The following is a 26,570-nucleotide window of genomic DNA, read 5'->3' as shown; positions in this document are numbered from 1 at the left end:
CCCGACGGCACCGTCAGGCGACCGGGACCGGCGCGGCGGCGGGCCGATCGACCACCGCGGCGGCCGCGACCCGCGGAAGCCGGATGAGCGCGAGCAGCACCAGGGTCGCCACCGCCCACCACACGTACGACGACGCGAGCAGCTGGTCCACCAGCGACCACCCGAGCCCACTGGTGCGGCCCGGCGTGAGCCGCCAGTGCGGCGCGATGACCATCAACGCGACCCCGCCGAGCGTCCACCCGGTCCACATCGCCCGCTGCCCCGGCGTCAGCGGGCGGCGGCCGAGCCCCAGGTGACCGCACGCCATCAGCAGCGGGACCACCCACACCCAGTGATGCGACCACGACACCGGTGACGCGAGCAGGCCGAGCAGCGCGGTCGCCGACAGCGCGAGCACCGGGTGCCCCGCCGACAGCGCCCGACGGATCGCGACCACCGCGACCACGAACAGCACCGCGCAGCACACCAGCCACACCACGGACCGCGCGGACCCCTCCAGCCCGAGGCGGGCCAGCATGCCGGTCAGGGACTGGTTGGCCGGGTACGCGGGCCTGCCGATGCGGTTCGAATCGAGCAGCGTCTCGGTCCAGTACTGCCTGGCGTCGGAGAAGCACAGCACGAAGCCGAGCGCGGTCCCGCCGAGGAACCCGACACCGGTCATCACGGTGGCCCGAATGTCCTTGCGCAGCAGGAAGTACAGCACGAAGACCGCGGGAGTCAGCTTAACCGCCGCGACGAGGCCGACCAGCAGGCCGCGGGGCCACGGCGTGCGCGGCAGCAGGCAGTCCGCCGCCACCGCCGCCATCAGCAGGAGGTTGACCTGCCCGTAGTCGAGGGTGGAGTACACCGGTTCCAGCAGCAGGGCACCGGCGAAGATCGCCGGGGCCGTCCACACCGCGACCCGGCGGTCGATCACCCCGAGCGTGTGCAGGGTGAGCGCGACGGTCCCCGCGAGCGCGGCCAAGGACAGTGCGGTGAGCACGGCGCTCGCCGCCTCGAGGCTGATCGTCGACAGCGGTCCGAACACGATGGCCGCGAGCGGGGGATAGGTGAACGGCAGCGTCGATCCGAGTGCGGTCGGGGGCATCGCGCCGTACAGGGCGGCGCCGTTCGCGAACGCGGCGCCGCCGAGCCGGTACACGTCCAGGTCGATCCGGTAGTAGGCGCCGAGCTCACGCAGTCCCGGCAGCCCGACCAGGTTGTACGCGATGCCCGCTGCCGCAGCGAGGAGGATGCCGATCCGCAGCGTCAGCCCTGCCGGGGTACCCGCATCGGGAAACCAGGTCCGGGTCGGCGGTCGCTCGGGGGTCGGCAGCACGTCAGTCCTTCGGGTCGGGGGCGGTCGTGTCACCAGTGTGCCGGGCGCATAGGGTTGCCCGTCGTGCGCTACTTCTACGACTGCGAGTTCATCGAGGATGGTCGCACAATCGACCTGGTCTCGATCGGTGTGGCGGCCGAGGACGGCCGGGAGTTCTATGCCGTGTCGACCGAGTTTGATTCGTCGCGGGCGGGGAAGTGGGTGCGCAGCAACGTCCTTCCCAAGCTGCCGCCGCAGACGTCGCCGGTGTGGAAGAGCCGAGAGCGGCTGCGTGCGGACCTGCTCAAGTTCCTGATCCCGCGGCCCGGAGTGGTTCCCGAGCTGTGGGCGTGGGTCGCCGCCTACGATCACGTCGCGTTCTGCCAGCTCTGGGGCGACATGACCGCGCTGCCGCCGTCGCTGCCGCGGTTCACCAGGGAACTCAAGCAGTACTGGGAGGACGCCGGGCGGCCCGTGATCCCGGCCGCACCGACCGACGCCCACGATGCCCTTGCCGATGCCCGGCATAACCTGGCGAAGTTCGAGGCGATTCGCCTCGCGACGCGGCGCTGACCGGGCCGGGCAGCGGTCACGGTAGGGCGTCGATCACACCCGGCCGTGACCGCCCACCCGCGGACCGAATATCCTGGATCGGTGAACTGGACCGTCGACGTGCCGATCGACCGCTTGCCCGAACTCCCGCCGCTGCCGGTGGCGCTCCGACAGAGGCTGGACGAGGCGCTGAGCAAGCCCGCCGCGCAGCAGCCGTCGTGGCCCGCCGACCAGGCGGCCGCGATGCGCACCGTCCTCGAGAGCGTCCCGCCGATCACGGTGGCCAGCGAGGTCGAGGACCTGCAGGCGCAGCTGGCGTCCGTCGCCCGCGGCGAGGCGTTCCTGCTGCAGGGCGGCGACTGCGCGGAAACCTTCGCCGACAACACCGAACCGCACATCAAGGGCAACATCCGCACCCTGCTGCAGATGGCCGTGGTGCTCACCTACGGTGCGTCGCTGCCGGTGGTGAAGGTCGGCCGGATCGCGGGCCAGTACGCGAAGCCGCGGTCCTCGGACACCGACTCCCTCGGCCTGCTGTCCTACCGCGGTGACATGGTCAACTCGCTGGTCGCCGACGAGGCCGTCCGCGTGCACGATCCGTCCCGGCTGGTCCGCGCGTACGCCAACGCCAGCGCCGCGATGAACCTGGTTCGCGCGATCACCGCCGCTGGCGAGGCGGACCTGCACCGGGTGCACGACTGGAACCGCGCGTTCGTCGCCTCGTCCCCGGCCGGTGCCCGGTACGAGGCGCTCGCCGCCGAGATCGATCGGGGCCTGCGGTTCATGGATGCCTGCGGGGTCGTCGACCCGAACCTGCAGTCCGCGAAGATCTTCGCCAGCCACGAGGCCCTCGTCCTCGACTACGAGCGGGCGATGCTGCGTCTCGACGAGACCGGGGATCACCCGAAGCTGTACGACCTGTCGGCGCACTTCCTGTGGATCGGCGACCGCACCCGCCAGCTCGACGGCGCGCACATCGCGTTCGCGGAGCTGCTCGCGAACCCGATCGGCCTGAAGATCGGCCCGTCCACGACGCCGGACATGGCCGTCGAGTACGTCGAGCGCCTCGACCCGACGAACAAGCCGGGCCGGTTGACGCTGATCTCCCGGATGGGCAACGGCAAGGTCCGCGAGCTGCTGCCCGCGATCATCGAGAAGGTCCAGGCCACCGGCCATCAGGTGATCTGGCAGTGCGACCCGATGCACGGCAACACCCACGAGTCGTCGACCGGCTACAAGACCCGGCACTTCGACCGGGTCGTCGACGAGGTGCAGGGCTTCTTCGAGGTGCACAACGCGCTCGGCACCCACCCGGGCGGCATCCACGTCGAGCTGACCGGCGAGAACGTCACCGAGTGCCTCGGCGGCGCGCAGGACATCTCCGACGTGGACCTGTCCGGCCGCTACGAGACCGCCTGCGACCCGCGGCTGAACACCCAGCAGTCCCTGGAGCTGGCCTTCCTGGTCGCCGAGATGCTGCGCGGCTGATCCCGCCTCCGCCCGCTTTCGCGGCCCGCCCCGGCCTGGTCCGGTGCGGGCCGCGGTGCGTTCCCCGGTCGAACGTGTCGCACCCCGCGGCTAGGGTCGCGGTGATCGATGAATCCACACCGAGAGTGAGGCACGCATCATGAAGATCACCGAACCGCAGCTCGGGGCGCCCTGCTGGGCCGAACTGGGCACCACGGACGTGGCGGCGGCGGGCGCCTTCTACGGCGCACTGTTCGGCTGGACCGCGGAGCAGAACCCGAATCCGGAGGCCGGCGGCTACACGATGCAGCTGCTCGGCGGTGACCCGGTCGCGGCGGCCAGCCCGCTCCAACAGCAGGGCCAGCCCGTCGGCTGGACGGTGTCGATCGCGGTCGAGGACGCCGACGCCACCGTCGCGGCGGCCACCGCGGCTGGGGCCGCGGTGCTGGCAGGCCCGATGGACGTGTTCGACCTCGGCCGGTTCGCGGTGCTCGCCGACCCGACCGGGGCGGTCATCTCGCTGTGGCAGCCGCGCCGCTTCCCGGGCGCGGCCCGGTTGAACGAGACCGGCGCGCTGTGCTGGATCGAACTGCGCACCCGCGACACCGCCGCCGCGCAGCGGTTCTATTCCGAGGTGTTCGGCTGGACCGTGAACGCAGGCGGCGGGTACACCCAGTTCGGGGTGGACGGCGCGGACTTCGGCGGGATGATGGCGATGGGTGCGGACTTCCCGGAGGCAGTGCCGCCGCATTGGGCGCTGTACTTCGGGGTCGACGACGTTGACGCCTCCGCGGCACGGGCGGTCGAACTCGGCGGCGCCGTGCATGTGCCGGGCACCGATATCCCCGGCACCGGCCGGTTCGCGGTCCTCACCGACCCGCAGGGCGGCGGGTTCGCGATCTACACCCCGGCGACCTGACCGGGGGCGGGCGACGGCTCAGCTGCCGGTCTCCCACAGCGGGTACACGTAGTGGCCGGGTCCGCCGCCCGGCAGGGCCGAACCCGAGATGTTCGGCGCGTTGAACGGCAGCCGCACCAGTTCGTGCGGGTTCCCGTCCCGGTCGGCCTGCCAGCAGCCCGTCAGCACGCCGTGGAACGCGGTGCACACGATGCGGGTGCTCGTCCCGTACGGGGAGGTGAGCCGGTTCTTCGCGACGAACGGGTTCCAGTACTCGGGGTTGTCCGGGGTGAGGAAGTCCTTCGTGTCGAACGGCACCGACGGCGACGGGTAGTCGGGGATCGGCGGCCAGGCGTCGGCGGCGTTCGCCACCCCGGGGGTGGCGGCGAGACCCGCGGCGACGACGGCGGTGACGGTGAACAAACGCAGGCGCACGGGCATCGGGACTCCTCCGCTGGGTGTGTCCTTGATGTCGCGGGCGCTCGCGGGCGCGTTACCGGTGCGGGGTCAGGGCAGCGCGGTGAGGGTCACCGTGCTGCCCGGCTCGACGCGGGTTCCGGAGCCGGGGGACTGGGTGATCACCAGGGACCGGTCCGAATCGGCCATCTGCCGCACCTGCACGTCGAGCCCCAGCCGGACCAGCTCGTCCCTGGCCGAGCCGACCGAACGGCCAAGCATCGACGGCACCTTCACCCCGGTGGACACGGTCAGCGTCACGCTGGATCCGGCGCCGACGCTGGTGCCTGCCGCCGGGTCGGTGCCGACCACGTCGCCGGCGTCGACCTGCTCGTCGAACACCGTCCGGGTGTCGGCGACCACGATGCCGAGGGCGTCGAGGTCGGCGCGGGCCTGGTCGACCGTCCGGCCCCGCAGGTCCGGGATCTCCACCGGTGGCGAGCCCTTGCTGCGCACCACCTTCACCTGCGATCCGACAGGGAGCACCGTCCCCGGGCCGGGGTCGAGCGCCGCGACCGCACCGACCGGTGCCTTCGTGCTGAACGCCTCGCCGCCATCGACCGGGTCGAACGTCCGCGCCCGCAATTCGTCCTCCACACCGGCGACGTCGGCGCCGACGGCCAGGGCGGGGACCGCGGGCCTGCCGAGCGACACCAGCACCGCGACCGAGCCGTCCCGCGCGATCCGGGCCCCGCCGTCCGGGTCGGTGCCGAGCAGGGTGTCGACGGGGGCGGTGTCGGAGTACTCGCCGCGGATTTCGGTGGACAGCCCGGCCGATTCGATCGCCGCGGTCGCCGCCTCCCGGGTCATCCCGGTGACGGTCGGGACGGAGGTGTAGCGCCCCGAGCCGAGCCACCAGCCGCCGACCCCGACCGCGACGGTGAGCAGCGCGATCACCGCCACCCAGATCAGCATCGTGCGCCGGGATCGGGCGCGTTCGGCGGGAAAGTCCGGGAACTGGTAGCGGGCCGGGTCGTGATGGTCCCCGCCCGTCTCCGGTTCGGTCGCCTCCCGACGGGTTTCGACGGTGACGACCCGGGTCGGCTGCGGTGCGCCGTGCTCGACGGCGGGATGCGCGGGCGCGGCGGCGGTGAGCGCGGTGGTCGGCGCGGCGGCAGCGACCTCCGTCGGCGCCGCGGATGCTGCGGCGCCCGCGACCTGCCTGGCCGCGCTGAGGTGCTGGGCGGAGCGGCGGGGTGCGGGCACCCGGTACTCGGGCAGGCCGAGGGCGCGGGCCGCGCCGCGCAGCGCGGCCGCCATCTCGCCTGCGTGCGCGTAGCGGTCGTCGGGGTCGCGGGCGGTGGCCTGCAGCACCAGGCGGTCGAACTCGGCGGGCACCCCCGGGATCGCCGAACTCGGCGCGGGGACGTCGGAGTTGATCCGCTGGTAGGCGATCGACAGGGAGGTGTCCCCGGTGAACGGGGTGCGCCCGGTGAGCATCTCGAACAGCAGCACCCCGGTCGCGTACACGTCGCTGCGGGCGTCGGCGTTGCCGGACGTCACCTGCTCCGGCGACAGGTACGCCGCGGTGCCGAGGATCACGCTCGAGGACGTCGCGTTCGATCCCGCGACCGCCCGGACCAGACCGAAGTCGGCGATCTTCACGTCCCCGGCGTCGGAGATCAGCACGTTCTCCGGTTTGACGTCGCGGTGTACCAGCCCGGCACGGTGCGCCACCGCGAGGGCGTCGAGCACCGGCCCGGCGACGGCCGTCGCGGCGTGCGGGGGCATCGGGCCGCGTTCGCGCAGCAGTTCGCGGAGCGTGCCGCCCGCGACCAGGTCCATCACCAGGAAGGCGTGCTCGCCGTCGATGCCCTGGTCGTGCACCGCGACCAGGCCGGGGTGGCTCAGCCGGGCCACCGCCCGCGCCTCGAACTCGAACCGGGACAGGAACTGCGGATCCTGCGCGAACTTCGGGTCCATCACCTTGATCGCGACGGGCCGATCCAGGCGCAGGTCCATGCCGCGATACACCATCGACATGCCGCCGCGCGCGATCGGGGCGTCCACCCGATAGCGTCGGTCGAGCAGCTCGCCGATCAGCCGCTGATCACCCGGACCCACCCGCGGATACCTCGTTTCCTCGTCGTCACGATTGACCGCCACCGGAGCGGGCGGATCGCCATCGTCGGCATCGATGGTAGCCAGCGGCGGCGGCCGGTGGCCGCACCCGATACCGTTACCGGTGTGAGTGCCATTCCGTACACCGACGACGTCCTCGATCCCACCGTCTCGCTGCTGCAGTTGCCCGATGTGGCGAAGTGGCTCGGCATCGTCGTCACCAAGGTGCACCAGATGCTGCGCGACGGCGAACTCATCGCGGTGCGCCGCGACGGCATCGTCTCCGTGCCCGAGGCCTTCTTCGCGGACGGCGGTGTTGTTCGGATGCTGCCCGGGCTGCTGGTCGTGCTCCGCGACGGCGGCTACACCGACGCCGAGATCCTGCGCTGGCTGTTCACCGAGGACGAGACGCTGCCGGGGACGCCGATCGCCGCCATGCACACCGACGCGGCCCGTGAGGTGGTGCGCCGCGCGCAGGCCATGGCGTTCTGACGCCGACCCGCGTTCACGACCGATCGGCGCCGCCGCCGACGTAGCCTGGGACCATGACTGGTCCGGCGGGCAAGGTCGTGTTGATCACCGGTGGCGCGCGCGGGGTCGGTGCGGAGCTGGCCCGGCGGCTGCACCGCCGCGGCGCCCGCCTGATCCTCGCCGACCTCGACGAGGCGCCGCTGCACGACCTCGCCGCCGAGCTCGGGGACCGGGTCGTTGCCGTGGTCGCCGACGTCACCGACCTGCCGTCGATGGAGGCCGCGGTCGCGGTGGGCGTCGACGCGTTCGGCGGCATCGACATCGTGGTCGCCAACGCGGGGATCGCCAGCTACGGATCCGTCCTTGCGGTGGACCCGGCGGCGTTCCGGCGGGTCATCGACGTCAACGTCGTCGGCGTGTTTCACACCGTCCGCGCCGCCCTGCCGTCGATCATCGAGCGCCGGGGATACGTCCTGGTGGTGTCGTCGCTCGCCGCCTACACCTCGGCGCCGGGGCTGGCCGCGTATCACGCGTCGAAGGCGGGCGTGGAGTACTTCGCGAACACGCTGCGGCTTGAGGTCGCGCACCGCGGCGTCGATGTCGGGTCCGCGCACATGGCGTGGATCGACACCCCGCTGGTGCGGGACGCGAAGGCGGACCTCGGCGCGTTCCGGCGGATGCTCGACGCCCTCCCCGGCCCGCTCGGGTCGACCACATCGGTGCAGGCCTGCGGGGCACGGTTCGAGCGGGGCATCGACCGCCGCGCCACCCACATCGACGTCCCCGGCTGGGTTGGCGTGCTGCGCTGGCTGCGCCCGCTGGTGCGGACCCGGCTCGCCGAACGCGACCTGCGCAGGCTCACCCCGACCCTGCTGCCGGAGATGGACGCCGAGGTCGCCGCGCTGGGCAGGTCGGTCAGTGCCCGCACCCGCGCGCTCGGCGACGGGCACACCGCCGGGTAGCCGCGGGCGCGCCGCCGGTCAGAGCAGCGCGCGGGCCACGATCGCGGCCCGACGCCGCCGCGGCACCAGCGCCCGCCGGTCCAGCACCCGGTAGCCGCCGCGTTCGATCTCGTCGAGGATCGCCGCGTACAACTCGAACGCGGCGACCAGCCCCGGCCGCACCCGCGGGGCGAGCATCGCCAGCCCGGGCTCGGCGAGCCGGTACCAGTGCCGGTTGACGGCCACCAGATGCGCGAGGGCGCGCGCGATCCGCGGGTCCGATCGCCCCGACGCGCGGCAGGTCTGCAGCAGCGGCGCGTCAACGCCGAACGCGGCGAGCTCATCGGTCGGCAGGTACAGCCGCCCCCGGTCGAGGTCCTCGCCGACGTCGCGGAGGAAGTTCGTCAACTGGAACGCCTCGCCGAGGGCAGCCGCGGCCGGTTCGGCGTCGGCGCGGTCGGTGACGGTGCCGAGGATCGGCAGCATCTGCAGACCGATCGCGGCGGCGGACCCGCGCATGTAGCCGCGCAGCTCGGTCAGCGTCCGGTAGCTGGCACGGAACCCCGGAGCGCCGGGCACGTCCATCCGCATCGACGCGAGGAACACCGCGAAGTGGGCCGGGTCGATCCGGTACCGGCGGATGGTGTCGGCGACGGCGAGCACCACCGGCCGCGCACCCGCCGGCGATCCGGCAAGCGCACGGGTGAGTTCCGCCTCGACGGCGTCGATCTCGGCCAGGCAGTTGGCGGGTGGACGTCCCGCCAGCGCGTCGACGTCGACGATGTCGTCGACGGTGCGCGCGAAGCCGTACAGCGCGTGCACCGCAGGCCGGTCCCGGCGCGGCAGCAGGCGGGTCGCGAGGTGGTAGCTCCTGCCGTGTTCCGCGCTGAGCCGTCGGCAGTGGCGGTAGGCCGCGGCGAGGTCGCCGTCGCGCGGCGGGACGGACACGGTGGTCACGGTCAGTCGTGGGCCGCGGTGGCCAGCGGCGCCGCGGCGGGCGCACGCCCGGACCGCAGCCGCAGCGGGTCCACGGTGACCAGCGACCGCGCCGCGACGACCGCGGCGAACGTCGCGAGCAGCACGTGCGGCAGCGAGTACAGGCCGATCGACCCGTCCGGATTGAACATCAGCATCAGCCAGGTGGACAGGCCGACGAGCACCATCAGCGTCGTCGTCGACATCGCGAAACCGGCGGCGATCGCCAGCGGCCACGAGTAGTACCAGGGCAGCGCGGCGGGGGAGAGCAGCACGATCACGACCAGCGCGACGAGGATGCCGAGCACCGCCTGTCGCGGCGTTCTGCGGAACCGCCACCACACGGCGACCAGCGCGACGACCATCACCAGCGCGGAGACCGCGCGGGTGACCTCGAGCACCGGGCCGAGCCGCAGCCCGGTGAACCAGGACGTGGTGACCGTGATGACGTGCGCGACGATCGTCGGCACCGACAGCCAGTTGATGATCTTCGCCGACCCCTGCAGCGCGGTCAGCCAGCCCAGACCCACCCCGGCGACCGCGGAGCACACCGCGAACACCGCGACGAAGACCCCGAACCCGGCGCCGGCGGTGCGGGCGAACGACGCGAGCGGTGCCGGGGCGGGCCTGCCCTCGGCCTCGGCGCGTTCGCGTTCGTGGATCATCCAGATCCACACCACGAACGGCAGCGCGATCCCGGCCATCGCCTTCACCGCGACGCCGAGCGCGATCACCGCGATGCCCGCGAGATGCTTGCGGTCCAGCGCGAGGGTGATGCCCGCGACCATCAACCCGACCATCAGCAGCTCGTTGTGGACGCCGCCGACCAGGTGGATCAGCACCAGCGGGTTCAGGACGGCCAGCCACAGCGCGGTCGCCGGGTCGCCGCCGAGCTGGCGGGCCAGCCGCGGCAACGCCCACATCATCAGCGCGAGGCCGGGCAGCATCGTCAGCCGCAGCAGCATCGTCCCGGCGATCACGTTGTCGCCGCTGATCGCGGTGATGCCCTGCCCGAGCAGCAGCGAGACCGGACCGTATGGCGCGGTGGTCGTGGTCCACACGTTGCTGACGTTGTCGAGCAGCAGGCCGGGGTTGGCGACCGGGCCGACGGCGTACGGGTCGAACCCATCGCGCAGCAGCGCGCCCTGCGCGAGGTAGGAGTAGGCGTCGCGACTGAACAGCGGCACCGACAGCAGCAGCGGCGCGGTCTGCGCGGCGATCACCCAGCGCAGCTCGCCGACCTCGACGAGCCCGGCGCGCACGTTCCTGCCGATCCGCACCCACGCCGCGACCATCAGCAGCACGCCGATCCACACGATGATCGTGGACAGGATGAAGCCGTGCCCAAACCGCAGCCACGACAGGTACATCGCCTCGAGCAACGGGTCGCTGCGGCGGACGGCGCCGGAACCGAAACCGCCGAACAGGATCATGATCGCGCCGAGGACGCCGAGGACGGTGGCATGGCCGGCGTCGCTGCGCAGGAACGCGGCGACCGACCGCGGACGCGCGCCGGGCACGGGGGTGGGGGACGGCATCGGTTGCGGGTCCTCCCCTGATCGTGGGAGGACGCTGCGGTGGCCCGGTCGGGTCACCGCGGCGGCGCGGTGGACCGGTGTCGGCGACCCAGTTTAGTGGTTCCGGCCGCGGACCCGGGCAACGAGCCCGCGGTGATGCTGTTCACCTGCCGTTCGCCGCCCGGACGGGCGCCCGGCCGAGGACCCGTTCGGCGGCGAGCCTGCCGGACAGCAGCACCGTCGGCACCCCCACCCCCGGGGTGGTCCCGGACCCGGCGAGGACCACGTTCTCGGCGCCGGTATCGAGGTTGCCGCGCCGGAACGGCCCGGTCTGCACGAACAGGTGCGCGGGACCGAACGGCGACCCGTCCGCCATTCCGCGGGCCGCCCAGGTGTGCGGTGTGTCGACGACGTCGACCCGGAAGTGGTCGACGATGCCGCGGTAGCCGCGCCGCTCCAGCACCGTGAGCAGCTCCCGGACGTACGGGTCGCCGAGCGCGGGCCAGTCCAGCGGCGCGCTGCGCAGGTTCGGGCACGGCGCCAGCACCGACAGCGGCTCGTGGTCGATACCGTCGCGGACCAGCTGCAGCCCCGGGTCGGTGCACGCGGGCCGGGTCAGCAGCAACGACGGATCGCTCATCAGCCTGCCCCGCCCGCGGCGCGCGGTGATCTCGGCGAAGGTGCGGTCCCAGGCGGCGCCGAAGTCGATGGTGTGGTGGCCGCTGTCGGCCCAGGTCCGCGTCACCGACGTCGGGATGGTGCCGTGCGCGACGACCGCCGACGGCGAGTGCCGCACCGGGCGGCGGGGGAGGCGGCGCCGCGGCAGCAGCGCCTCACCGGATCCGAGGTCGGCGGTGACCACGACGACGTCGGCGTCGATCACGGCGCCGTCCGCGGTCCGCACCGCCGTGGCGCGGCCGCCGTCGTGGTCGATGCCGGTGACCTCGACGGCGAGGCGCACCGTCCCGCCCGCCGCGGTGAGCGCCGCCGCCATCGTCTCCGCGACCCGGTGCATCCCACCGTCCGGGAACCACACCCCCATCGAGGTGTCCATGTGCGCGATCGCGCCGTACACCCCGAGCGCCCGCGCAGGCGCGACCCCGGCGTACAGCGCCTGGAACGTGAAGATCCGCTGCAGCCGCGGGTCGTTGACGTGGCGCGCGACCGCGGGGCCGAGCCTGCCGAATCCGCCGTTGCGCAGCAGCGTCCACAGGTCGCGGCGCGCGGCGCCGGTGCGGACCAGGTCGAGCGGGGAGTCGAAGTTGGCGTCCATGAAGCTGTCGAAGTCGGCGGTGAAGATCGTCGCCAGCCACTCCCGCAGCCTGCGGTACTGGACGGCCTCCTCCGGGCCCGCGACGCGGGTGATCTCGGCGGCCATCGCGTCCGGGTCGGCGAACACGCGGAGCGCGGTGCCGTCCGCGAACCGGGCGTGATACGACGGGTCCAGTCGGCGCAGGCGCAGCGGCGGGGTGAGCGTCTCGGCCCGCGCGCCGACCGCCGCGAGGGCGTCGTCCACCAGTTCCGGCATCGTGAGCACCGTCGCGCCGTTGTCGATCTGGTATCCCGGTCCGGCATGGACGCCGACCCGGCCGCCGACCGTGGTGTCCCGTTCCAGGACGGTCACCTGGCGGCCGGCGCCGCGCAGGTGCAGCGCGGCCGCCAACCCGGACAGCCCCGCGCCGATCACCACCACCCGGTCCGTCGGCCCGGGCACCGCGCGCACCATCAGGCGCTGCGGCGGCCCACCGCGACCGCCATCTCCCGCAGGCGGGTCTTGCCGTCGGCCGTCGCCGACGACGCGTCCAGCGCACGCAGCCCGGTCGCGGTCAGGTCGTCGATCCTGGCCTGCACGGCCGCGACGGCCCCGAGGTCGGTGATCACCTGACGCATCCGGTGCACCTGGTCGTCGTTGAGGTCGGCGCCGATGCCGCGCCGCAGAAAGTCTGCGGTGCCGGGGTCGGATGCGTCCGCCCGCACCAGCGCCTCCGCGAACAGCACCGTCCGCTTGCCCTCCCGCAGGTCGTCGCCGGACGGCTTGCCGGTGACCTCGGGGTCGCCGAACACCCCGAGCAGGTCGTCCTGCAACTGGAACGCGATCCCGATGTCGGTGCCGAACTCGCGGTACGCGGCGACCAGCGCGTCGTCGGCCCCGGCGAGCGCGGCACCGAGGTGCAGGGGACGTTCGATGGTGTAGGCGGCGGTCTTGTACCGGTTGATCCGCAGCGCCGCCGCCACCGACTCGTCGCCGGTCACCTCGGTGGTCACGTCGAGGTACTGGCCGCCGAGCACCTCGGTGCGCATCGCCGACCACACCGTCGCGATCCGGGCCTGCGCGGCGGCGTCGACGCCGGACTCGCGGATCAGGTCGTCCGCCCAGGCCAGCGCCAGGTCGCCGAGCAGGATCGCGACGGACTCCCCGTACTTCGCGGGGTCGCCCGCCCAGCCGCCCGCCCGGTGCCGGTTCGCGAACTCCACGTGCAGGGTGGGGAAGCCGCGGCGGGTCGCGGACGAGTCGATGATGTCGTCGTGCACCAGCGCGCATGCCTGCACCAGTTCCAGGGCCGAGCAGACCCGCAGCACCGCGTCCGCGTCCGGGCCGTCGGGGTCGCCGCCCGCGCCGAGCCAGCCGGTCCACGCGAACGCCGGGCGCACCCGCTTGCCGCCGCGCAGCACGAACGCCTCGAGCGCGGCCGCGGCGTCGGAGTAGGTGCCGCCGACACCGTCGGTGACGGTGCGCCGGGAGGCGAAGAAGGTGCGCAGCACCGACTCGACGGCCGCCGGGAGTGAGGTGGTCGAGTCGGGAGGGGTGCTCATGACCGCCACCCTATCGGTCACAGGTGAAGGCACCGGCGGGGCGCTGAGCTCCCGCCCCTATGATTGGAGCCGTGACTTTTGATGCCGTCAGGGGGCGGGCCAGCGAGGGATGGGTGACACACACCCCGTCGATCGTCGACCGCATCGGCGCCGCGGGCGGCCGAATCCCGTTCTCCGTCGAGTTCTCCCCGCCGCGCGACGCCGACGCGGAGGCGCGGCTGTGGCGGGCGGTCCGCGAGTTCGAGCGGATGGGCCCGGCGTTCGTGTCGATGACCTACGGTGCGGGCGGCTCCACCCGCGACCGCACCGTCCGCGTCACCGGCGAACTGGCGGAGGAGACCACGCTGCTCCCGGTGGCGCACCTGACCGCGGTCGGGCACAGCGTCGACGAGCTGCGCACCATGTGCGGCGCGTACGCGGACCGCGGCATCAGCAACATCCTGGTCCTGCGCGGGGACCCGCCGGGGGACCCGCTCGGTGAGTGGGTCAAGCACCCCGACGGCGTCGAGTACGCCGAGGACCTGGTCCGGTTGGTGCGCGACATGGGCGACTTCCACGTCGGTGTTGCGTCGTTCCCGGAGGGGCACTACCGCGCCCCGGACCTCGACCACGACACCCGGTACCTGGTGCAGAAGCTGCGGTCGGGCGCCGAGTACTCGATCACCCAGATGTTCTTCGAGGTCGACGACTACCTGCGGCTGCGGGATCGGGTCGCGAAGTTCGACGCCGAGCAGGCGGCGAAGCCGATCATCCCGGAGATCATGCCGATCACGTCGCTGCGGTCGGCGCGGCGCAGCCTTGAGTTGTCCGGGTCGAAACTGCCTGCGGCACTGGAGGAGCGGCTGACGAGGGCCGCTGGCGATGGGCCGGAGGAGAACCGGGCCGCGGTGCGGGAGGTCGGCATCGAGGTGGCGACGGAGCTCGCCGAGCGGCTGATCTCCGAGGGCGCCCCGTGCCTGCACTTCATCACCCTGAACTTCGCGCGGGCCACCCGTGAGGTGCTCACCAACCTGGGGCTCGCGAGCCACGCCGCGTAGCCGGGCGGCGGCTCAGCCGCCGCGACCTACACCGGCGTCCCGTGCATCGGCCGGGCCGTGTGGTGTGCGGGGGAGTGCGCGGAGGAGGTGGGTGAGGATGTCGCCGACGTCGGCGACCTCACGGTCGGGGAGCTGCCCGAAAAGCTGGTGAGCCCAGGCTTCGCGGAGCGTGGCGATTTTCTCGCCGATGGCGGCACCCTCGGCGGTCAGGGTCAGTCGCTTGGCTCGGCCGTCGTCGGGGTCGGGTTCGCGAGTGATGAGCCGCTTCTCCTCAAGTGTCTCGGCGACCTGGGTCATGCGCCTGGGTGACGACTCGAGGTGATCGGCGACCACGCTCGGCCGGAGCGGTCCGTGTTCCCGCAGACAGGTGATTGCCCGCGCTTCGGTGGCGGTGACGCCGAGCATGGCGCTGCCCTGGTCGGCTGCGGCCGTCATGCGCATGCCCAGGATGGTCAAGAGGTCGAGTACGTCAGTGCGGTTCATGTCGTTTCCTAGATAATTTCTATTAGTAAGTATACGGTTTCTGGGTGCCTAGTATGTCGCTACCCACTCACGACCTGTTCTACGAGGAACGCGGAATCGGTTCTCCGGTACTGCTGCTCGGTGGTTCCGGGGAGCCGATGATCGCCTGGGAGTTCAGCGGCCTGATCGACGCTCTTGTCGCGGTCGGGCACCGGGTGATCTGGTTCTCCGCGCGCGGAGTGCAGCCGTCGGGATGCCCCCCGCTGCCCTGGTCGCTGGACGCGATGGCCGACGACGCGCTGCAGCTGCTCGACCACCTGGAGATTGCGCGGGCCACCGTCATCGGCTACTCGCTCGGCGGCTTCACCGCGGAACGAATGGCCCGCCGCGCACCGGCCAGGATCGATGGTGCGGTGCTGATGGCCAGTGCAGGCGGGGCCGACGGCACTATCCGCAATGCCGTCATCGACGCCGAGAATGCCTTCGCCGAACGTGCCGGGGAAGTTCCCCGGCCCTTCAGTCGCCTGATGACGTTGCTGACGGCGCTCGGCGGGGCCGAGCTGGCCGACTCCGAGAAGGTCGCCCAGTGGTGGAAGCTCCTGGCTCATCAGGGGGATCAGTGGGCGCCGCCGCATGGCGAGGTGGGTCAGGCGCAGGTGGCGTTGGACTGGAAGGACGCCGGTGGAACGGTCGGCGCACCGTGGCCAGCCGAGGTGCGGGCGGCGCTGGTCTACTTCGACCACGATCCGCTCTTCCCCGCCCACGAGTCGACCGCTACTGCACGACATTTGGGCGCGAACACCGAGATCGTGACGGTAGCGAACGCGGGTCATGCCGGGCTGCTGACCCGGCCCGACGAGACGGTCGCGGCGTTGAGTGGGTTGCTGGCCCGGTGGCGCACCGGGTAGGCCGCATGTGTCGGGTCCGCTGCCGGTGCTTCCGGCTGTTCCTCTGCCATATCCCGTAGTGTCCGGCCGCCGGCCGGTTCTTACGGTCGCCTCGAAATTGTGGTTGCCCGCGCCTGCCGACATCCGTCGACCGGCTCCGGTTCTGCCGCGTTGAGCTCGACGCGGCGAAGCTGCCCGAGCCGGCTGGTGATTCGTTCGATGTCGGCGGGCAGTTGTGCGCCGCCAGTGAGGGCCCGTAGGGGCGTCGTGGCGAGGAACGCGGCGGTGACGTCGCGGTCGTACAGCACGTCGACGACATTGGCGAACCGCTGTGTCGGCTCCCGTCCCGCCGAGCGCAGGTCCGGCACGCCGCCAATCACCCACCGGCGCCAGTCCCGGGTCAGCGCGAGGTAATCGGAGGGGGCGGTGGCTTTCTCGCACAGTTCGGCGAAGTCGATCCACATCCAGCCGTCCGCCGCGCGGCGGACCCGCATCGGGTGCCCGGCCGGCGTGAGGGTCGTGTGCTCATCCGGTCCCGGCGCGTGCAGCCCGAGGTGTTCGACCTGTTCGGGGGTGCCGGGGTGGAGCCACCACCCGGCGGCAAACCCCACGTCGTGGCCGGCGGTGGTCCGGTAGTCGACGGGTCCGTCGACGGCGATGATCGTCAGGTTGCGCTCGAGCACCTCAATGGTGGGAACGAAGTCGTCATGGAAGAGGGGATTGGGCAGCAACTCCCGGGGCGGGTAGTTCGAGGTTACGACGATCCGGATCTCCCGGCGGAGGAGCGCGGGAAGCAGGCGGCCGAGGAACCTGCCGTCGGCGGGGTCGTGGACGTGGAACTCGTCGAAGCACACCACCTCCACCTCGCCGAGCAGATCCGCCAGGGCCGCGTCCAGGTCGTTGCGGTGCCTGCGAATGGCCAGGTGCAGGTCGCGGAAGAACTCGTGGAAGTGAATCCGCATCTTCCGATCGGTCGGCAGCGCGGCGAAGTACGCCGCCATCAACCAGCTCTTGCCCCGACCGACGGGGCCCCACAGGTACAGGTTCCGGTCGTCGGCGGCGAGGGCGGCCGCGGCACGTCGCTGCGCGTCATCGAGCGCGAAGCCCAATTCTGCTGCGGTCGACACAAACACGGATTCATCCACCCGGAGTGAACGGCGCGACTGGGGAGATTTGCGGGTCCAACGCATGCCGAAACTCTAGCAACGTAGAGTATTGAGAGGATGGAGACATGGCTCACCGTCGCTCCCGCCGAGATCTCATCTGCGAGGCCGCGCTCGACCTCGCCGCCGACGGCGGCAACCACGCGCTCACCCATCAGGGAGTCGACGCGCGCCTCGGGCTCGCTCGCGGCTCGACCTCGTACTACTACCGGACCCGGCGCGCCCTGGTGTCGGCCGCGATCACGCGCCTGGCGACCCGATCCCGCGAGCACTTCGCCGATGCCGCCTCGTCGGATCCGCCGCGGACAACCGAGGAGGCGGGGCGGGTCATCGCGGACCACCTCGAGACGCTGCTGGTCGACCGTCGCAGGGACGTGCTGGCCCGGTACGCGCTCGCCGTCGACGCCGCGGGTAACGAGGAGCTCCGCGCGGGGCTGGCGTCGTGCCTGTTCTCGCTCCCCGCGGCGACGGCACTCATGGGCGCCCTCGGGGCACGCGATCCGGCGGTCGCAGCGCGCGACCTGATCAGCCTGCTCGAGGGACTGGTATTCGACTGCACCTTCGGGGCCCGTGCCCTCGCCCCCTGCGTCGATGACCGCCGCGCGACGATCCGGCTGTGGCTGGACACGCTCGTCGCGAGCCGGTGACGATCGCCAACGCGGGTCCGGCCAATCGAATTTCCGCCCCTCGCACCAGGTGTTCGATCCGGCCGCTCGATCCAGTGCGGTGACTAGTGTGGACCGAGTGACTGTGACGACCGAGTACAACTCCGTACGCCGTTCCCTGAGCGGGTGGGGTCGCTGTGCGGCGACACCGGCAGATGTGCTCGCCACCCCGGACCTCGATGTGATCGCCCGTGCAGTGCGTACCGTGGGTCCGCGCGGTGTCATCGCCCGCGGTCTCGGTCGCAGCTACGGTGACCCCGCGCAGAACGCGGGCGGACTCGTGGTGGACATGACCGCCCTCGACCGCATTCACCGCATCGACCCGGACTCGGGCATCGTCGACGTCGACGCCGGAGTCAGCCTCGACACCCTGATGCGTGCCGTTCTGCCCCACGGACTCTGGGTTCCTGTGCTGCCCGGGACCAGGCAGGTCACGATCGGCGGTGCGATCGGTGCCGACATCCACGGCAAGAACCACCACTCGCACGGCAGCTTCGGCAACCATGTCGACGAACTTGACCTGCTCACCGCCGACGGAACGATCCGCACCCTCACCCCCTCGGGGGATGACCGCGACCTGTTCTGGGCCACGATCGGCGGAATGGGCCTGACCGGCATCGTCGTTCGCGCGCGAGTGCGGATGAAGCACACCGAGACCGCGTACTTCATCGCCGACCACGACCGCACCGCGAACCTCGACGAAACGATGGAACTGCTGACCGGCGGCTCCGACGAGGGATACGACTACTCGATGTCGGTGCCCGACACGATCTCCACCGGCCCGAAGTTGGGGCGCGCCGGCTTCACCCGCGGCTCGCTCGCGACCCTGGACCAGCTCCCGCCGAAGCTTCGCCGGGACCCGTTGCGATTCAACGCCCCACAGCTGTTCACCGTCCCGGACCTCTTTCCGAGCGGGATGGTCAACAGGGTCACCACGCGCATCGCGGCGGAGGCCGCGTATCGGATGTACCCCCGCCACGGCCGGGGCGCGATCCAGAACCTGACGCAGTTCTACCATCCACTGGATCTGCTCGGGGAGTGGAACCGGGCATACGGCCCGGGCGGTTTTCTGCAGTACCAGTTCTCGGTGCCGTTCGGTGCAGAGGCCCAGTTCGCCGACATCATCCGAATGATCGCCGAGTCCGGACATCGCTCGTTCCTCAACGTGTTCAAGCGTATGGGTGACGGCAACCCGGCCCCGCTGTCCTGGCCGCAGCCGGGCTACATGCTCAGCCTCGACTTCCCGATCCGCAACGGACTGGGCAGGTTGTGCGACGAGCTCGACGATCGGGTCCTCGACCTCGGCGGCAGGCTCTACTTCGCCAAGGACTCCCGCAGCACTCCCGACCGCATCGCCCGCATGTATCCGCGACTCGAGGAATGGCGGGCGATCCGGGACCGCATCGACCCCGGCCGGGTGTTCGTCTCCGACCTCGCGCGCAGGCTCCGGCTGGTCTCCGGGTAGCCGATCCAGTCTGGCAAGCTGGCGGCCATGACGGCACCGGGTTTGCATCAGCAGGACGATTCGGCCGAGCGGGTGGTGTCCCACGTCATCGGCGTCGGACGAATCGTGTGGGGCGCCACCACCGCGATCGCGTCGAGGCAGGTCTACACCGCGTTGGGCATGTCCTACCCCGGCAGTGATCGGGGCGTGTGGATCAAGGCATTTGGTGTGCGCGACATCGTGTTGGGTGCGGCCGCGTTGCATCCGGATGCCACGGTGCGTCGGGCGAACCTGCGTGCCGGGATCGCGATGGACCTGATCGACGCCGTCGTGGTTGCCGACGCCGCGCGCCGCGGACTGCCTCGGAAGGCCGCGCTGGTCGGTATTGCGCTCGCCGGGGGGACGGCCGCATTCGCGGCCGTCGGTCCCCGGCTGGTCAATGCTCGACGCCGGTGGTAGTTCCCTGCGTTGTCGGACCACGAGGCATGGATTCCTCAGTGCGGTTCCTGGATCCAGTTGCCGTGGAAGCCGGCCGGAATGCGTTGAGGTAGACGCACAGTTGCCACATCCTCAAGGCTCTGGGCATCGAGAATCCGCAAGTCAGTGACGTTCTCGGCCAGGTCGGTCACGAGACCCATCACGATGCCGTCGCCCTCCGGCGCCGAGGGCGAGGACGGGACGAAACTGAATTCACCAACCGCAGAATGGCTACCGAAGTCGCGCTGTACGGCGATCCCGGCAGCGGTGTTCGTTCGGAACAGTCGGTGTTCCCCGGACACATCATCCGTGCCGCCCACGGCCCAGCCGTGCTGGAAGGCGCTCGCGGCGCACCGGTCGTCGATTCGTGGGAACTCCATGTGTTCCTCTGCGAGGCGGTCACGCCGGAGAGACCCGGTCCGTTGATCGATCTGCCACCGTTCCAGCCGCGGCAGCCCCTCGGTTGGGCCTAGGGGGTCGGCGTCGAAGACTCTGTCGTGAACTACCAGGTCGATTGCCAGCCCACGATCGTCATTGTGGGCGTTCATCGGGTGGAACACGTAGCAGGGCTGGTCGAGTTCTACCCAGGTGACCGTCGTCGGATCCTGCGACGATCGCGGCAGCAGACCGACTCGTGCGGGATAGTTTCGGTTCCATCGATAGGGGAAGCGCCCAGCGGGTATTCGCGGCATCCGGTTCATCATCACCGGGGGAACACGCACGTTGCCGACGATCGCACTCAGCGCCAGCTGGGCAAGCGGACGCAGCGGGCGGGGCACACCAACCTGGGCAGCCGACCGCGGATCGAACGTGACGGGTAGGTCGTACAGCACAACGTAGTCCCGAGTCAGCGAGAATGCGTGCATCATGGGGCTGCCCTGGACCGGGACCGCCATCTTGCATCGAAGGCGACCATCTGGACCGATCACGGTGTACTGCACGGTGTTTCCGCGCCCGAAGTGGTAGGAAACGGCGTGCAACTCTCCGGTGTCCGGATCGAGCACCGGGTGTCCGGTGTAGCCCCCGCGCACGGTTCCGTCGAAGTCGCAGACGTCGATTGTCTCGAGGTCGCTCGACAATTCTGCGCAGGCAGTTCCTCCTTCGACAAGTGCCAACGTCCGGCCCGCGAACCCGATTACGTTTGTGTTCGCAGAAGGGCCGTGGAGCGGCGACCTCCCGTGCTCGTCCGGGGCCGTCCGCTTCAACAGTCGCGAAGTCACTTCCGAGTCGACCCAGCGATTGCGGTACCAGAGTGCGTCACCATTACTCAACCGAATGCCGTGGACCATCCCGTCGCCGGTGAACCAGTTGTACTCGTCGGGTGAAACGTCGGCGACAGGATTCGGCCCATTCCGTAGGTACCGTCCGTCAAGCCAGTCGGGGATCACGCCTCGAACGTCGAGATTGTATTCGACCAGTTCCTGTCGAACCGGGGCGTACCGATCCGCGATGAAGTTTCCCATGTCGTCCTCCCCTGCCCACTTGGACCGAGATTGTCGCAGAGGCGCCTGGAGTGATGCATCACCTCTGCCGTGTGCCGCGGCCCGATGCTCGCCGGACCGCCGCCGCGGGCAGGGGTGGCACCGGGCGGCACCACAACCACCGGTGATTCAGGATCGGATCGGGTCGTGACTGTCGGTGAAGGCCAGGAAGCGCGGAATGACCTGATCCGGGTTCGCCCACATCAGGTCGTGCCCGACGCCCGGGTAGATCTCGGTCTCGACCGACGGAATGGTGGCGTTGGCGCGGGCGGCGCCCGCTTCGGGATCGGCGACGACCGTGTCGGCGCCGAAGAGCACCAGCGTCGGCACCGCGATGGCGGCCAGTTGATCGTCGGTGAACGTGCGGTCCCACGGCATCGCCATCCGGTACTTCACGGCCGCCATCGCGACGGCGAACTCGTCGTCGGACATCTCGAAGCCGGGCATCAGCCACTTGTTGAGCTTGCGCATCCGCTCGGGGGTCGGTCGCATTCCCGCCGCCAGGAACTTCAGTAGCAGACCCCAACTCGGCTTGGCGAAGGTCGCGGCGCTCGGTTCGAGCATGGTCAGGCTCGCGAGACGGTCGGAGCGATACACCGCGACCGCCCCGGCCAGCCAGGCGCCAAGCGAGTTGCCCGCGAGGTGGACGCGATCCGCGCCGAGCCCGTCGACCACCTCCGCCATCCACGTCGCCACGTCCCGCGCGTCGCGCAGCGGCGCGGTCTGCACGCACCGGCCCGCCCACCCGATCACGTCCGGGGTGTACACGACGTGGTCGCGGGCCAGGTCCTCGATGAACCGAAACCACGCCAGCCCGTTACCGCCGATACCGGGCAGCAACACGATCGGCGTCCCCTCGCCGCTGCCCGACCTGCGCACCCGCGTCGTCCCGAACGATGTCTCGACATCGGCGGTCGTCGACGGCACCGGCCACTTCGCGGCCGCGGTGTCGTAGGCGCGCAGGAACTCGTTCTTCGCGTTCTCGTTGGTGAATCGCCCGATCTTCGGCACGTTCCCTCCTTTGTTGATATGAACGTACCACGGTTATGGTTTGTTCGTACCATAACCGTGGTACGTGGAGCCATCGTCACGTCGATGGCGGGGAAGGCGGACAGTCCGGTGCCACGATTGGCCGACCATGAAGCGCGGCGACGCCAGATCACCGACGCTGTGCGGCGCGTCATGGTCCGCGGCGGACTGGAGTCCGTCACCTTTCACACCGTCGCTGCGGAGGCGGGGATCTCGGTCCGGCTGGTCCAGTACTACTTCGGCACCAAGAGGGACTTCCTTCTGGCCACCCACCGCTCGGTGATGGAGGATGCCGGCGCCCGCTTCATGCAGAGCTGGACGGCGCTCGGCGCGGACGCCACCCCGCGCGAGGCGATCCGCGCCGTCCTCACCGAACTGCTTCCCCTCGACGACCGGCGCCGCGAGGAGGTGTACGTGCTCGGCGCCTTCGGGTGGGCGGCGATCACCGGCGCGGGCATCACGGCCGAGGAGACCTTCGCCGCGCCACGCGCATTGACCACGATCGTCGCCGACCAACTCCGGCGAGCCCGGCCCGCCGGAGCACCGACTCAGGGGAATCCCGAGCTCGACGCCGAACTCGTGCTGATGGCAACCGGCGGACTCGCCCAGGGCATGCTGCAGGGGTACGGCACCCCGCAATCGGCGGTCGACCTCGTCGACCATCTCCTCGATCGAGTACTGGGGAGCGCCGCCGGCGCATAGACGCCCGACCGAGCGGGATTCGTTCCGGCTTCCGGCGTTTCGGGCCGTCATTGTGTGCCGAGGGCGTGAGATCGTCATGGTCGTGGAACTGACGAGGGGAACGGTGCGGGAGTGGCACGCCGAGCGGGGATGGGGCGTGCTGGACTCCCCGGCCACCCCCGGCGGATGCTGGGCCCACTACAGCAACATCGACGGGACCGGATTCCGCGCGTTGACCGTCGGCGCGACAGTCGATCTCGACTGGGAGCGAGCGGAGCAGGACGGGTACTCGTTCCGGGCGACCCGGGTGAGGCAGCTGGAGCCGTGACGATCGTGGACCGCGGGCAATGACGGTCGCGAGGATCGTCCTCGGCGAGACCGGGTTGAGGGGCAGCCGAAGGAGGTTCCCCCACTGATGAGGCGCACGCTCGACTTCGGAAACTCGCTGCCGCCCGGCTGGACCGAGTTGCGGGACCAAGATCGCTACTGGGATCGGTTCACCGACCGGTTCGGGTTCCGGCCGGGCGTCACCGCATCGTCCTGGCCGGCGATCGCCGAACCGACACCCTCCATCACGTTCGACCTCACGGCACCGGCGGAGATCGCGGGCGCCTGGTCGAGCCGATTCGACGCGGTGAACGCGGAGGCGCTGCGCTGCTTCGTCACCGAGTTCGCCGAGGATCCGACGTTCGTGGTGTTGGACTGGCAGCACACCTGCTACCGGCTCGACGCGGCGGTCCACGCCGCGACCCGCGACACCGAGTGGCGGGTTCCCGTCTACCCCGACGGCGACTACTACATCTTCCTGCGCGACGACCTCAGCGAGGGGACGGTCGGGCACCCCTGGGAGCAGACCCTGTGCGTGTACGGCGAGCGCCTCCTCGGATCGCTTGCGCGCACCCTCGCGACGTGGCTGCCCGTCAAACGAGTCGACGGCAGACCGCCGGATCTCGCGGCGCGCAACCGGTCTACACCTTCGGGCTCGCAGTAGCAGCTCTGCCTCCAGTGGAATCGGAGGTATACGTCGGTACGCTCGCGGGCATGGGTGGGGACGCGTTGCTGTTGCTTGTCACGATCGGCCCGATAGTGTTGCTCGGGTGGGCCGCGATTCGTGCGAAGCACCGCGGACTCGGGGGGTCGTTCGTCGGGCCGTTTCAGGAGATGTTCGATCCGGGTGCGGCGCGCGCCCAGATCGTCGTCGAGCAGATGGCGGAACTGCCGGACCCCTCGGATTCCGGCGATCCGGACACCGACGAGGATGTGCCCTACACCGTGGTGTACGAGGATGTTCGGCTCCACATCAACGTCGCGAAGCAGAGACGGCGCTGCGCGCGGCGCCCCTCAGTCGGCGAGCCACCGGCTCGAGCAGGCCGATCGCGACCACGACCTGCCCCAGCATCAACGCGAGGGGCAGCGCAATGAGCTCCCATCCGGTGGAGGGAAACACCATCGCCCACACGATGATTCCGATAGCCAGGGCCCAGGTGAGTAGCTGCCCCACCGCCATCGCAGTGCCTGGCCAGCCGTGGCTGGCGCGCCGGATGAGAATTGCCACACCGGCCGCTGCTCCCACCAACGAAGCCAGCAGCCCGAGAATCGTCGGATATACGACCATCACCACGAACCGCTCGTCGAGATCGACTTGACCCTCGAGCGCTATGGCCAGCGCGGTGCACAGCCATATCGAGACGGTGCAGAGAACCGTGACGAACGAGGCGATTGTCAGGGTCTTCATCGGGGGAACCTAGCGCAGGCGAGTGCCGTTGATCGGCGAGGGGCGGTGTACGGGACAGGGCTCGGATAGGTTTGTGCGAGCGGGTATCTACGAATGCCAGGCCAGCAGCGAATCCTGTCGAGGAAGCGAGGGGCGGGGTCGTGGACCTGTCTGGCATTGATCGGGGAGGAGTAGGGATGGCCGACGCGCGGAAGGCAATTCTGGCTGGCGGATGCTTCTGGGGCATGGAGGACTTGATCCGCAAGCAGTCGGGTGTGGTGTCAACGCGAGTCGGCTACACCGGAGGGCATAACGACCGTCCCACCTATCGCAATCATCCAGGTCACGCCGAGGCGGTAGAAATCACCTACGATCCCGCGCGAACCGATTACCGAGCTCTGCTCGAGTTCTTCTTTCAGATCCACGATCCCACGACGGAGAACCGTCAAGGCAACGACATCGGGACCGCATACCGTTCGGCGATCTTCTATCTCGACGACGATCAAAAGCGCATCGCCCTGGGCACGATTGTCGATGTGGACGACTCACGTCGATGGCCAGGCAAGGTAGTGACCGAGGTGACCCCGGCCAGCACATTCTGGGAAGCGGAGGCCGAGCACCAGAATTATCTGCAGCACTACCCGGACGGGTACACCTGCCACTTTCCGAGACCGCACTGGAAGCTTCCGGACGGCCGAGCCAGCGCGTAGCCGCGACTCCGGTACCGAAATGCGAAGTGCTCTGACGTCGCTCATCCCGGTCAGGGCCAGCTGCGCCCAGCGTGCTCGTGTCGTGCGCAGGGCTGGCCGCGCTGCGGTGTAGGTGGTGTACCAGGGGTCCGGGAGCCCCGAGTCCTCTCCTACACCCGACCGGCAAACTGCAACGTGTTCTAGTGTGGCGGGATGGACGTGACATACGAGGGGACCAAGAGGGAGATCACCACCGACAAGGGGGTGCTGCGCTACCACGAAGCGGGCGAGGGGCCGCCATTGCTGTTGCTGCACGGCTCCGGCATCGGGGTCAGCGGGTGGCGGAACTACCGGGGAAACCTCGAGGTGTTCGCCGAGCACTTCCACTGCTATGTCCTCGAATTCCCCGGATTCGGCGTGAGCGATCCCGTCGCTGGCCATCCGGTGCTGACGGCGGGGTCGTCGGTGATCCGCTTCATGGACGCACTCGGCATCGACTCCGCCGCGATGATCGGCAATTCGATGGGCGGAGTCATCGGCGTCAACGTGGCCATGAAGCACCCCGAGCGGGTGAGCAGGCTCGTCACCATTGGCGGGGTGGGGCCGAACATCTTCAGCCAGAACCCGAGTGAGGGAACTCGTCTGCTGCAGGACTTCGCCGACGGACCGAGTCGCGAGAAGTTGGTCCGCTGGCTCGAGTGCATGGTGTACGACCGGTCCGTGGTCACCGAGGAGCGGATCGAGGAACGCTGGGAGACGGCTAACGATCCGGCATCGCACGCGACGTTGGCCGCGATGTACGGCTCCAAGGCTTTCGAGGCGCAGCAGCAGGCGATGGCCAGTTCCGGCCTACCGCCCTACTGGTCGATGATGGGCAAGGTGGCATGCCCGACGCTGCTGACGTGGGGGCGCGATGACCGGCAGTGCCCGCCGGATATGCCGATGATCCCGATGCGGCTGATCCCGAACGCCGAGTTGCACGTCTTCCCGAACTGTGGGCACTGGGTGATGATCGAAGCCAAGGAGGGATTCGAGCGGGTCACCCTCGAGTTCCTGCTCAGGTGAGCTGACATCGAACTGCCGGCCGGCCCGAGGCGGTGGGGTTCGTCCTCGCGAAAGAGTTGATCGCTTCGACGAACTCGCTGATGAAACTCCCCCCGCCGTGGCCGGCATCGTCGACGACGACGAGCCGGCTGCCGTCCCACCGGCGGGAAAGCTCCCATGCGGTGTCGAGCGGGCCGGACACATCGTGTCGGCCGTGCACGAGGATCGCGGGGATCCCAGCGAGCCGCGTCATGCCGTCGATCAGTTGGTTCTCGCGCAGGAAGTGATCGTTGCCCCAATAGTGGGTGACCAGGCGCGCGAACACCATCCGGAAGGCGGGGTCCTGGT

28 protein-coding genes are annotated in these 26,570 nt (G+C 70.4%); 15 read left to right on the top strand and 13 right to left on the bottom strand.

The genetic code is table 11. The features are described 5' to 3' along the window. Positions 1-13: 13 nt before the first annotated feature. Positions 14-1,318, bottom strand: coding sequence for a glycosyltransferase 87 family protein (locus ACWF62_RS16515; protein ID WP_452630649.1), 1,305 nt, complete (start codon positions 1,316-1,318; stop codon positions 14-16). A gap of 63 nt (positions 1,319-1,381) precedes the next feature. On the opposite strand from ACWF62_RS16515, the gene ACWF62_RS16510 reads away from it, so the two are divergent. The 3 genes from ACWF62_RS16510 to ACWF62_RS16500 all read left to right on the top strand — a co-directional run bounded on the left by ACWF62_RS16510 (position 1,382) and on the right by ACWF62_RS16500 (position 4,235). Further along, positions 1,382-1,870 (top strand): polyadenylate-specific 3'-exoribonuclease AS, encoded by a 489-nt coding sequence (locus ACWF62_RS16510; RefSeq protein WP_378570907.1) that lies wholly within the window; start codon positions 1,382-1,384, stop codon positions 1,868-1,870. Between the two features lie 81 nt (positions 1,871-1,951). Continuing rightward, positions 1,952-3,337, top strand: coding sequence for a class II 3-deoxy-7-phosphoheptulonate synthase (locus ACWF62_RS16505; protein WP_378507934.1), 1,386 nt, complete (start codon positions 1,952-1,954; stop codon positions 3,335-3,337). Between the two features lie 139 nt (positions 3,338-3,476). Next, positions 3,477-4,235 carry a VOC family protein gene (locus tag ACWF62_RS16500; protein WP_452630647.1) on the top strand — a complete coding sequence of 253 codons (759 nt, stop codon included), beginning with the start codon at positions 3,477-3,479 and terminating at the stop codon, positions 4,233-4,235. An 18-nt stretch (positions 4,236-4,253) separates the two neighbouring features. Here the strand turns inward: ACWF62_RS16500 and ACWF62_RS16495 are convergent, their stop codons facing one another. Both ACWF62_RS16495 and pknB read right to left on the bottom strand, forming a co-directional pair. Next, the gene (locus ACWF62_RS16495) at positions 4,254-4,655 is read right to left on the bottom strand and encodes a hypothetical protein (protein WP_378570913.1); all 402 of its coding nucleotides are present in this window, start codon (positions 4,653-4,655) and stop codon (positions 4,254-4,256) included. A 66-nt stretch (positions 4,656-4,721) separates the two neighbouring features. Further along, positions 4,722-6,734 carry a Stk1 family PASTA domain-containing Ser/Thr kinase gene (gene pknB, locus ACWF62_RS16490; protein WP_378570915.1) on the bottom strand — a complete coding sequence of 671 codons (2,013 nt, stop codon included), beginning with the start codon at positions 6,732-6,734 and terminating at the stop codon, positions 4,722-4,724. A gap of 123 nt (positions 6,735-6,857) precedes the next feature. Here pknB and ACWF62_RS16485 point away from each other — a divergent pair, with 123 nt between their 5' ends. Beyond that, a complete protein-coding gene (locus tag ACWF62_RS16485; RefSeq protein WP_378570917.1) occupies positions 6,858-7,223 on the top strand; it encodes an Rv2175c family DNA-binding protein in 366 nt (121 codons plus the stop codon). A 53-nt stretch (positions 7,224-7,276) separates the two neighbouring features. Then, on the top strand, positions 7,277-8,164 hold the full coding sequence (locus tag ACWF62_RS16480) for an SDR family oxidoreductase (protein WP_378570919.1): 888 nt from the start codon (positions 7,277-7,279) through the stop codon (positions 8,162-8,164). A gap of 18 nt (positions 8,165-8,182) precedes the next feature. Here the strand turns inward: ACWF62_RS16480 and ACWF62_RS16475 are convergent, their stop codons facing one another. From ACWF62_RS16475 to ACWF62_RS16460, 4 genes are all read right to left on the bottom strand, one after another. Then, on the bottom strand, positions 8,183-9,091 hold the full coding sequence (locus ACWF62_RS16475) for a phytoene/squalene synthase family protein (RefSeq protein ID WP_452630667.1): 909 nt from the start codon (positions 9,089-9,091) through the stop codon (positions 8,183-8,185). A gap of 11 nt (positions 9,092-9,102) precedes the next feature. Then, positions 9,103-10,656, bottom strand: coding sequence for an alpha-(1->6)-mannopyranosyltransferase A (locus ACWF62_RS16470; protein WP_378507928.1), 1,554 nt, complete (start codon positions 10,654-10,656; stop codon positions 9,103-9,105). Positions 10,657-10,798: 142 nt separating this feature from the next. Next, complete coding sequence (gene crtI / locus ACWF62_RS16465) at positions 10,799-12,361, bottom strand: phytoene desaturase family protein (protein ID WP_452630646.1); 1,563 nt, start codon at positions 12,359-12,361, stop codon at positions 10,799-10,801. Then, positions 12,361-13,449 (bottom strand): polyprenyl synthetase family protein, encoded by a 1,089-nt coding sequence (locus ACWF62_RS16460; RefSeq protein WP_452630645.1) that lies wholly within the window; start codon positions 13,447-13,449, stop codon positions 12,361-12,363. Before ACWF62_RS16460 ends, crtI begins: the two co-directional genes overlap by 1 nt. 59 nt (positions 13,450-13,508) lie before the next feature. Between ACWF62_RS16460 and ACWF62_RS16455 the strand changes: the two genes are divergently transcribed. Beyond that, positions 13,509-14,486: a methylenetetrahydrofolate reductase gene (locus tag ACWF62_RS16455; RefSeq protein ID WP_378507925.1), complete on the top strand. Its 978-nt coding sequence runs from the start codon at positions 13,509-13,511 to the stop codon at positions 14,484-14,486. Between the two features lie 12 nt (positions 14,487-14,498). Here the strand turns inward: ACWF62_RS16455 and ACWF62_RS16450 are convergent, their stop codons facing one another. Next, positions 14,499-14,969 carry a MarR family winged helix-turn-helix transcriptional regulator gene (locus ACWF62_RS16450; protein ID WP_452630644.1) on the bottom strand — a complete coding sequence of 157 codons (471 nt, stop codon included), beginning with the start codon at positions 14,967-14,969 and terminating at the stop codon, positions 14,499-14,501. A gap of 53 nt (positions 14,970-15,022) precedes the next feature. On the opposite strand from ACWF62_RS16450, the gene ACWF62_RS16445 reads away from it, so the two are divergent. Further along, a complete protein-coding gene (locus ACWF62_RS16445) occupies positions 15,023-15,856 on the top strand; it encodes an alpha/beta fold hydrolase (protein WP_452630643.1) in 834 nt (277 codons plus the stop codon). Positions 15,857-15,936: 80 nt separating this feature from the next. On the opposite strand, the gene zapE is transcribed toward ACWF62_RS16445, so the two are convergent. Next, entirely contained in the window at positions 15,937-16,968 is a 1,032-nt protein-coding gene (gene zapE / locus ACWF62_RS16440) for a cell division protein ZapE (protein WP_452630642.1), read from the bottom strand. 98 nt (positions 16,969-17,066) lie between these two features. On the opposite strand from zapE, the gene ACWF62_RS16435 reads away from it, so the two are divergent. The 3 genes from ACWF62_RS16435 to ACWF62_RS16425 all read left to right on the top strand — a co-directional run bounded on the left by ACWF62_RS16435 (position 17,067) and on the right by ACWF62_RS16425 (position 19,566). Continuing rightward, positions 17,067-17,645: a TetR/AcrR family transcriptional regulator gene (locus tag ACWF62_RS16435; RefSeq protein ID WP_452630641.1), complete on the top strand. Its 579-nt coding sequence runs from the start codon at positions 17,067-17,069 to the stop codon at positions 17,643-17,645. A 103-nt stretch (positions 17,646-17,748) separates the two neighbouring features. Beyond that, positions 17,749-19,128 (top strand): FAD-binding protein, encoded by a 1,380-nt coding sequence (locus tag ACWF62_RS16430; protein ID WP_452630666.1) that lies wholly within the window; start codon positions 17,749-17,751, stop codon positions 19,126-19,128. A 27-nt stretch (positions 19,129-19,155) separates the two neighbouring features. Next, entirely contained in the window at positions 19,156-19,566 is a 411-nt protein-coding gene (locus ACWF62_RS16425) for a hypothetical protein (protein ID WP_452630639.1), read from the top strand. 35 nt (positions 19,567-19,601) lie between these two features. Here ACWF62_RS16425 and ACWF62_RS16420 read toward each other — a convergent pair whose 3' ends face one another. Together ACWF62_RS16420 and ACWF62_RS16415 are read right to left on the bottom strand one after the other, a co-directional pair. Continuing rightward, positions 19,602-21,047 (bottom strand): carotenoid oxygenase family protein, encoded by a 1,446-nt coding sequence (locus ACWF62_RS16420; protein ID WP_378507918.1) that lies wholly within the window; start codon positions 21,045-21,047, stop codon positions 19,602-19,604. A 147-nt stretch (positions 21,048-21,194) separates the two neighbouring features. Beyond that, on the bottom strand, positions 21,195-22,076 hold the full coding sequence (locus tag ACWF62_RS16415; RefSeq protein ID WP_452630638.1) for an alpha/beta fold hydrolase: 882 nt from the start codon (positions 22,074-22,076) through the stop codon (positions 21,195-21,197). Between the two features lie 57 nt (positions 22,077-22,133). Between ACWF62_RS16415 and ACWF62_RS16410 the strand changes: the two genes are divergently transcribed. The 3 genes from ACWF62_RS16410 (at position 22,134) to ACWF62_RS16400 (ending at position 23,766) form a co-directional block, all read left to right on the top strand. Then, positions 22,134-22,796: a TetR family transcriptional regulator gene (locus ACWF62_RS16410; RefSeq protein ID WP_452630637.1), complete on the top strand. Its 663-nt coding sequence runs from the start codon at positions 22,134-22,136 to the stop codon at positions 22,794-22,796. A gap of 82 nt (positions 22,797-22,878) precedes the next feature. Beyond that, positions 22,879-23,103 (top strand): cold-shock protein, encoded by a 225-nt coding sequence (locus ACWF62_RS16405; protein WP_452630636.1) that lies wholly within the window; start codon positions 22,879-22,881, stop codon positions 23,101-23,103. 87 nt (positions 23,104-23,190) lie between these two features. Further along, on the top strand, positions 23,191-23,766 hold the full coding sequence (locus ACWF62_RS16400; protein WP_452630635.1) for a DUF2716 domain-containing protein: 576 nt from the start codon (positions 23,191-23,193) through the stop codon (positions 23,764-23,766). A gap of 309 nt (positions 23,767-24,075) precedes the next feature. On the opposite strand, the gene ACWF62_RS16395 is transcribed toward ACWF62_RS16400, so the two are convergent. Beyond that, positions 24,076-24,510, bottom strand: coding sequence for a hypothetical protein (locus ACWF62_RS16395; protein WP_452630634.1), 435 nt, complete (start codon positions 24,508-24,510; stop codon positions 24,076-24,078). Between the two features lie 176 nt (positions 24,511-24,686). Here ACWF62_RS16395 and msrA point away from each other — a divergent pair, with 176 nt between their 5' ends. Then, the gene (gene msrA, locus ACWF62_RS16390; protein WP_452630632.1) at positions 24,687-25,199 is read left to right on the top strand and encodes a peptide-methionine (S)-S-oxide reductase MsrA; all 513 of its coding nucleotides are present in this window, start codon (positions 24,687-24,689) and stop codon (positions 25,197-25,199) included. 192 nt (positions 25,200-25,391) lie between these two features. Continuing rightward, on the top strand, positions 25,392-26,243 hold the full coding sequence (locus ACWF62_RS16385) for an alpha/beta fold hydrolase (protein WP_452630631.1): 852 nt from the start codon (positions 25,392-25,394) through the stop codon (positions 26,241-26,243). On the opposite strand, the gene ACWF62_RS16380 is transcribed toward ACWF62_RS16385, so the two are convergent. Then, positions 26,236-26,570, bottom strand: a 335-nt coding sequence (locus ACWF62_RS16380) for an alpha/beta hydrolase (protein ID WP_452630630.1), incomplete at its 5' end; no start/stop codon positions are given. The genes ACWF62_RS16385 and ACWF62_RS16380 overlap by 8 nt on opposite strands.

It is taken from the genome of Rhodococcus sp. NPDC054953 (assembly GCF_053609225.1).
This window is presented reverse-complemented; position numbering and strand designations above follow the sequence as displayed.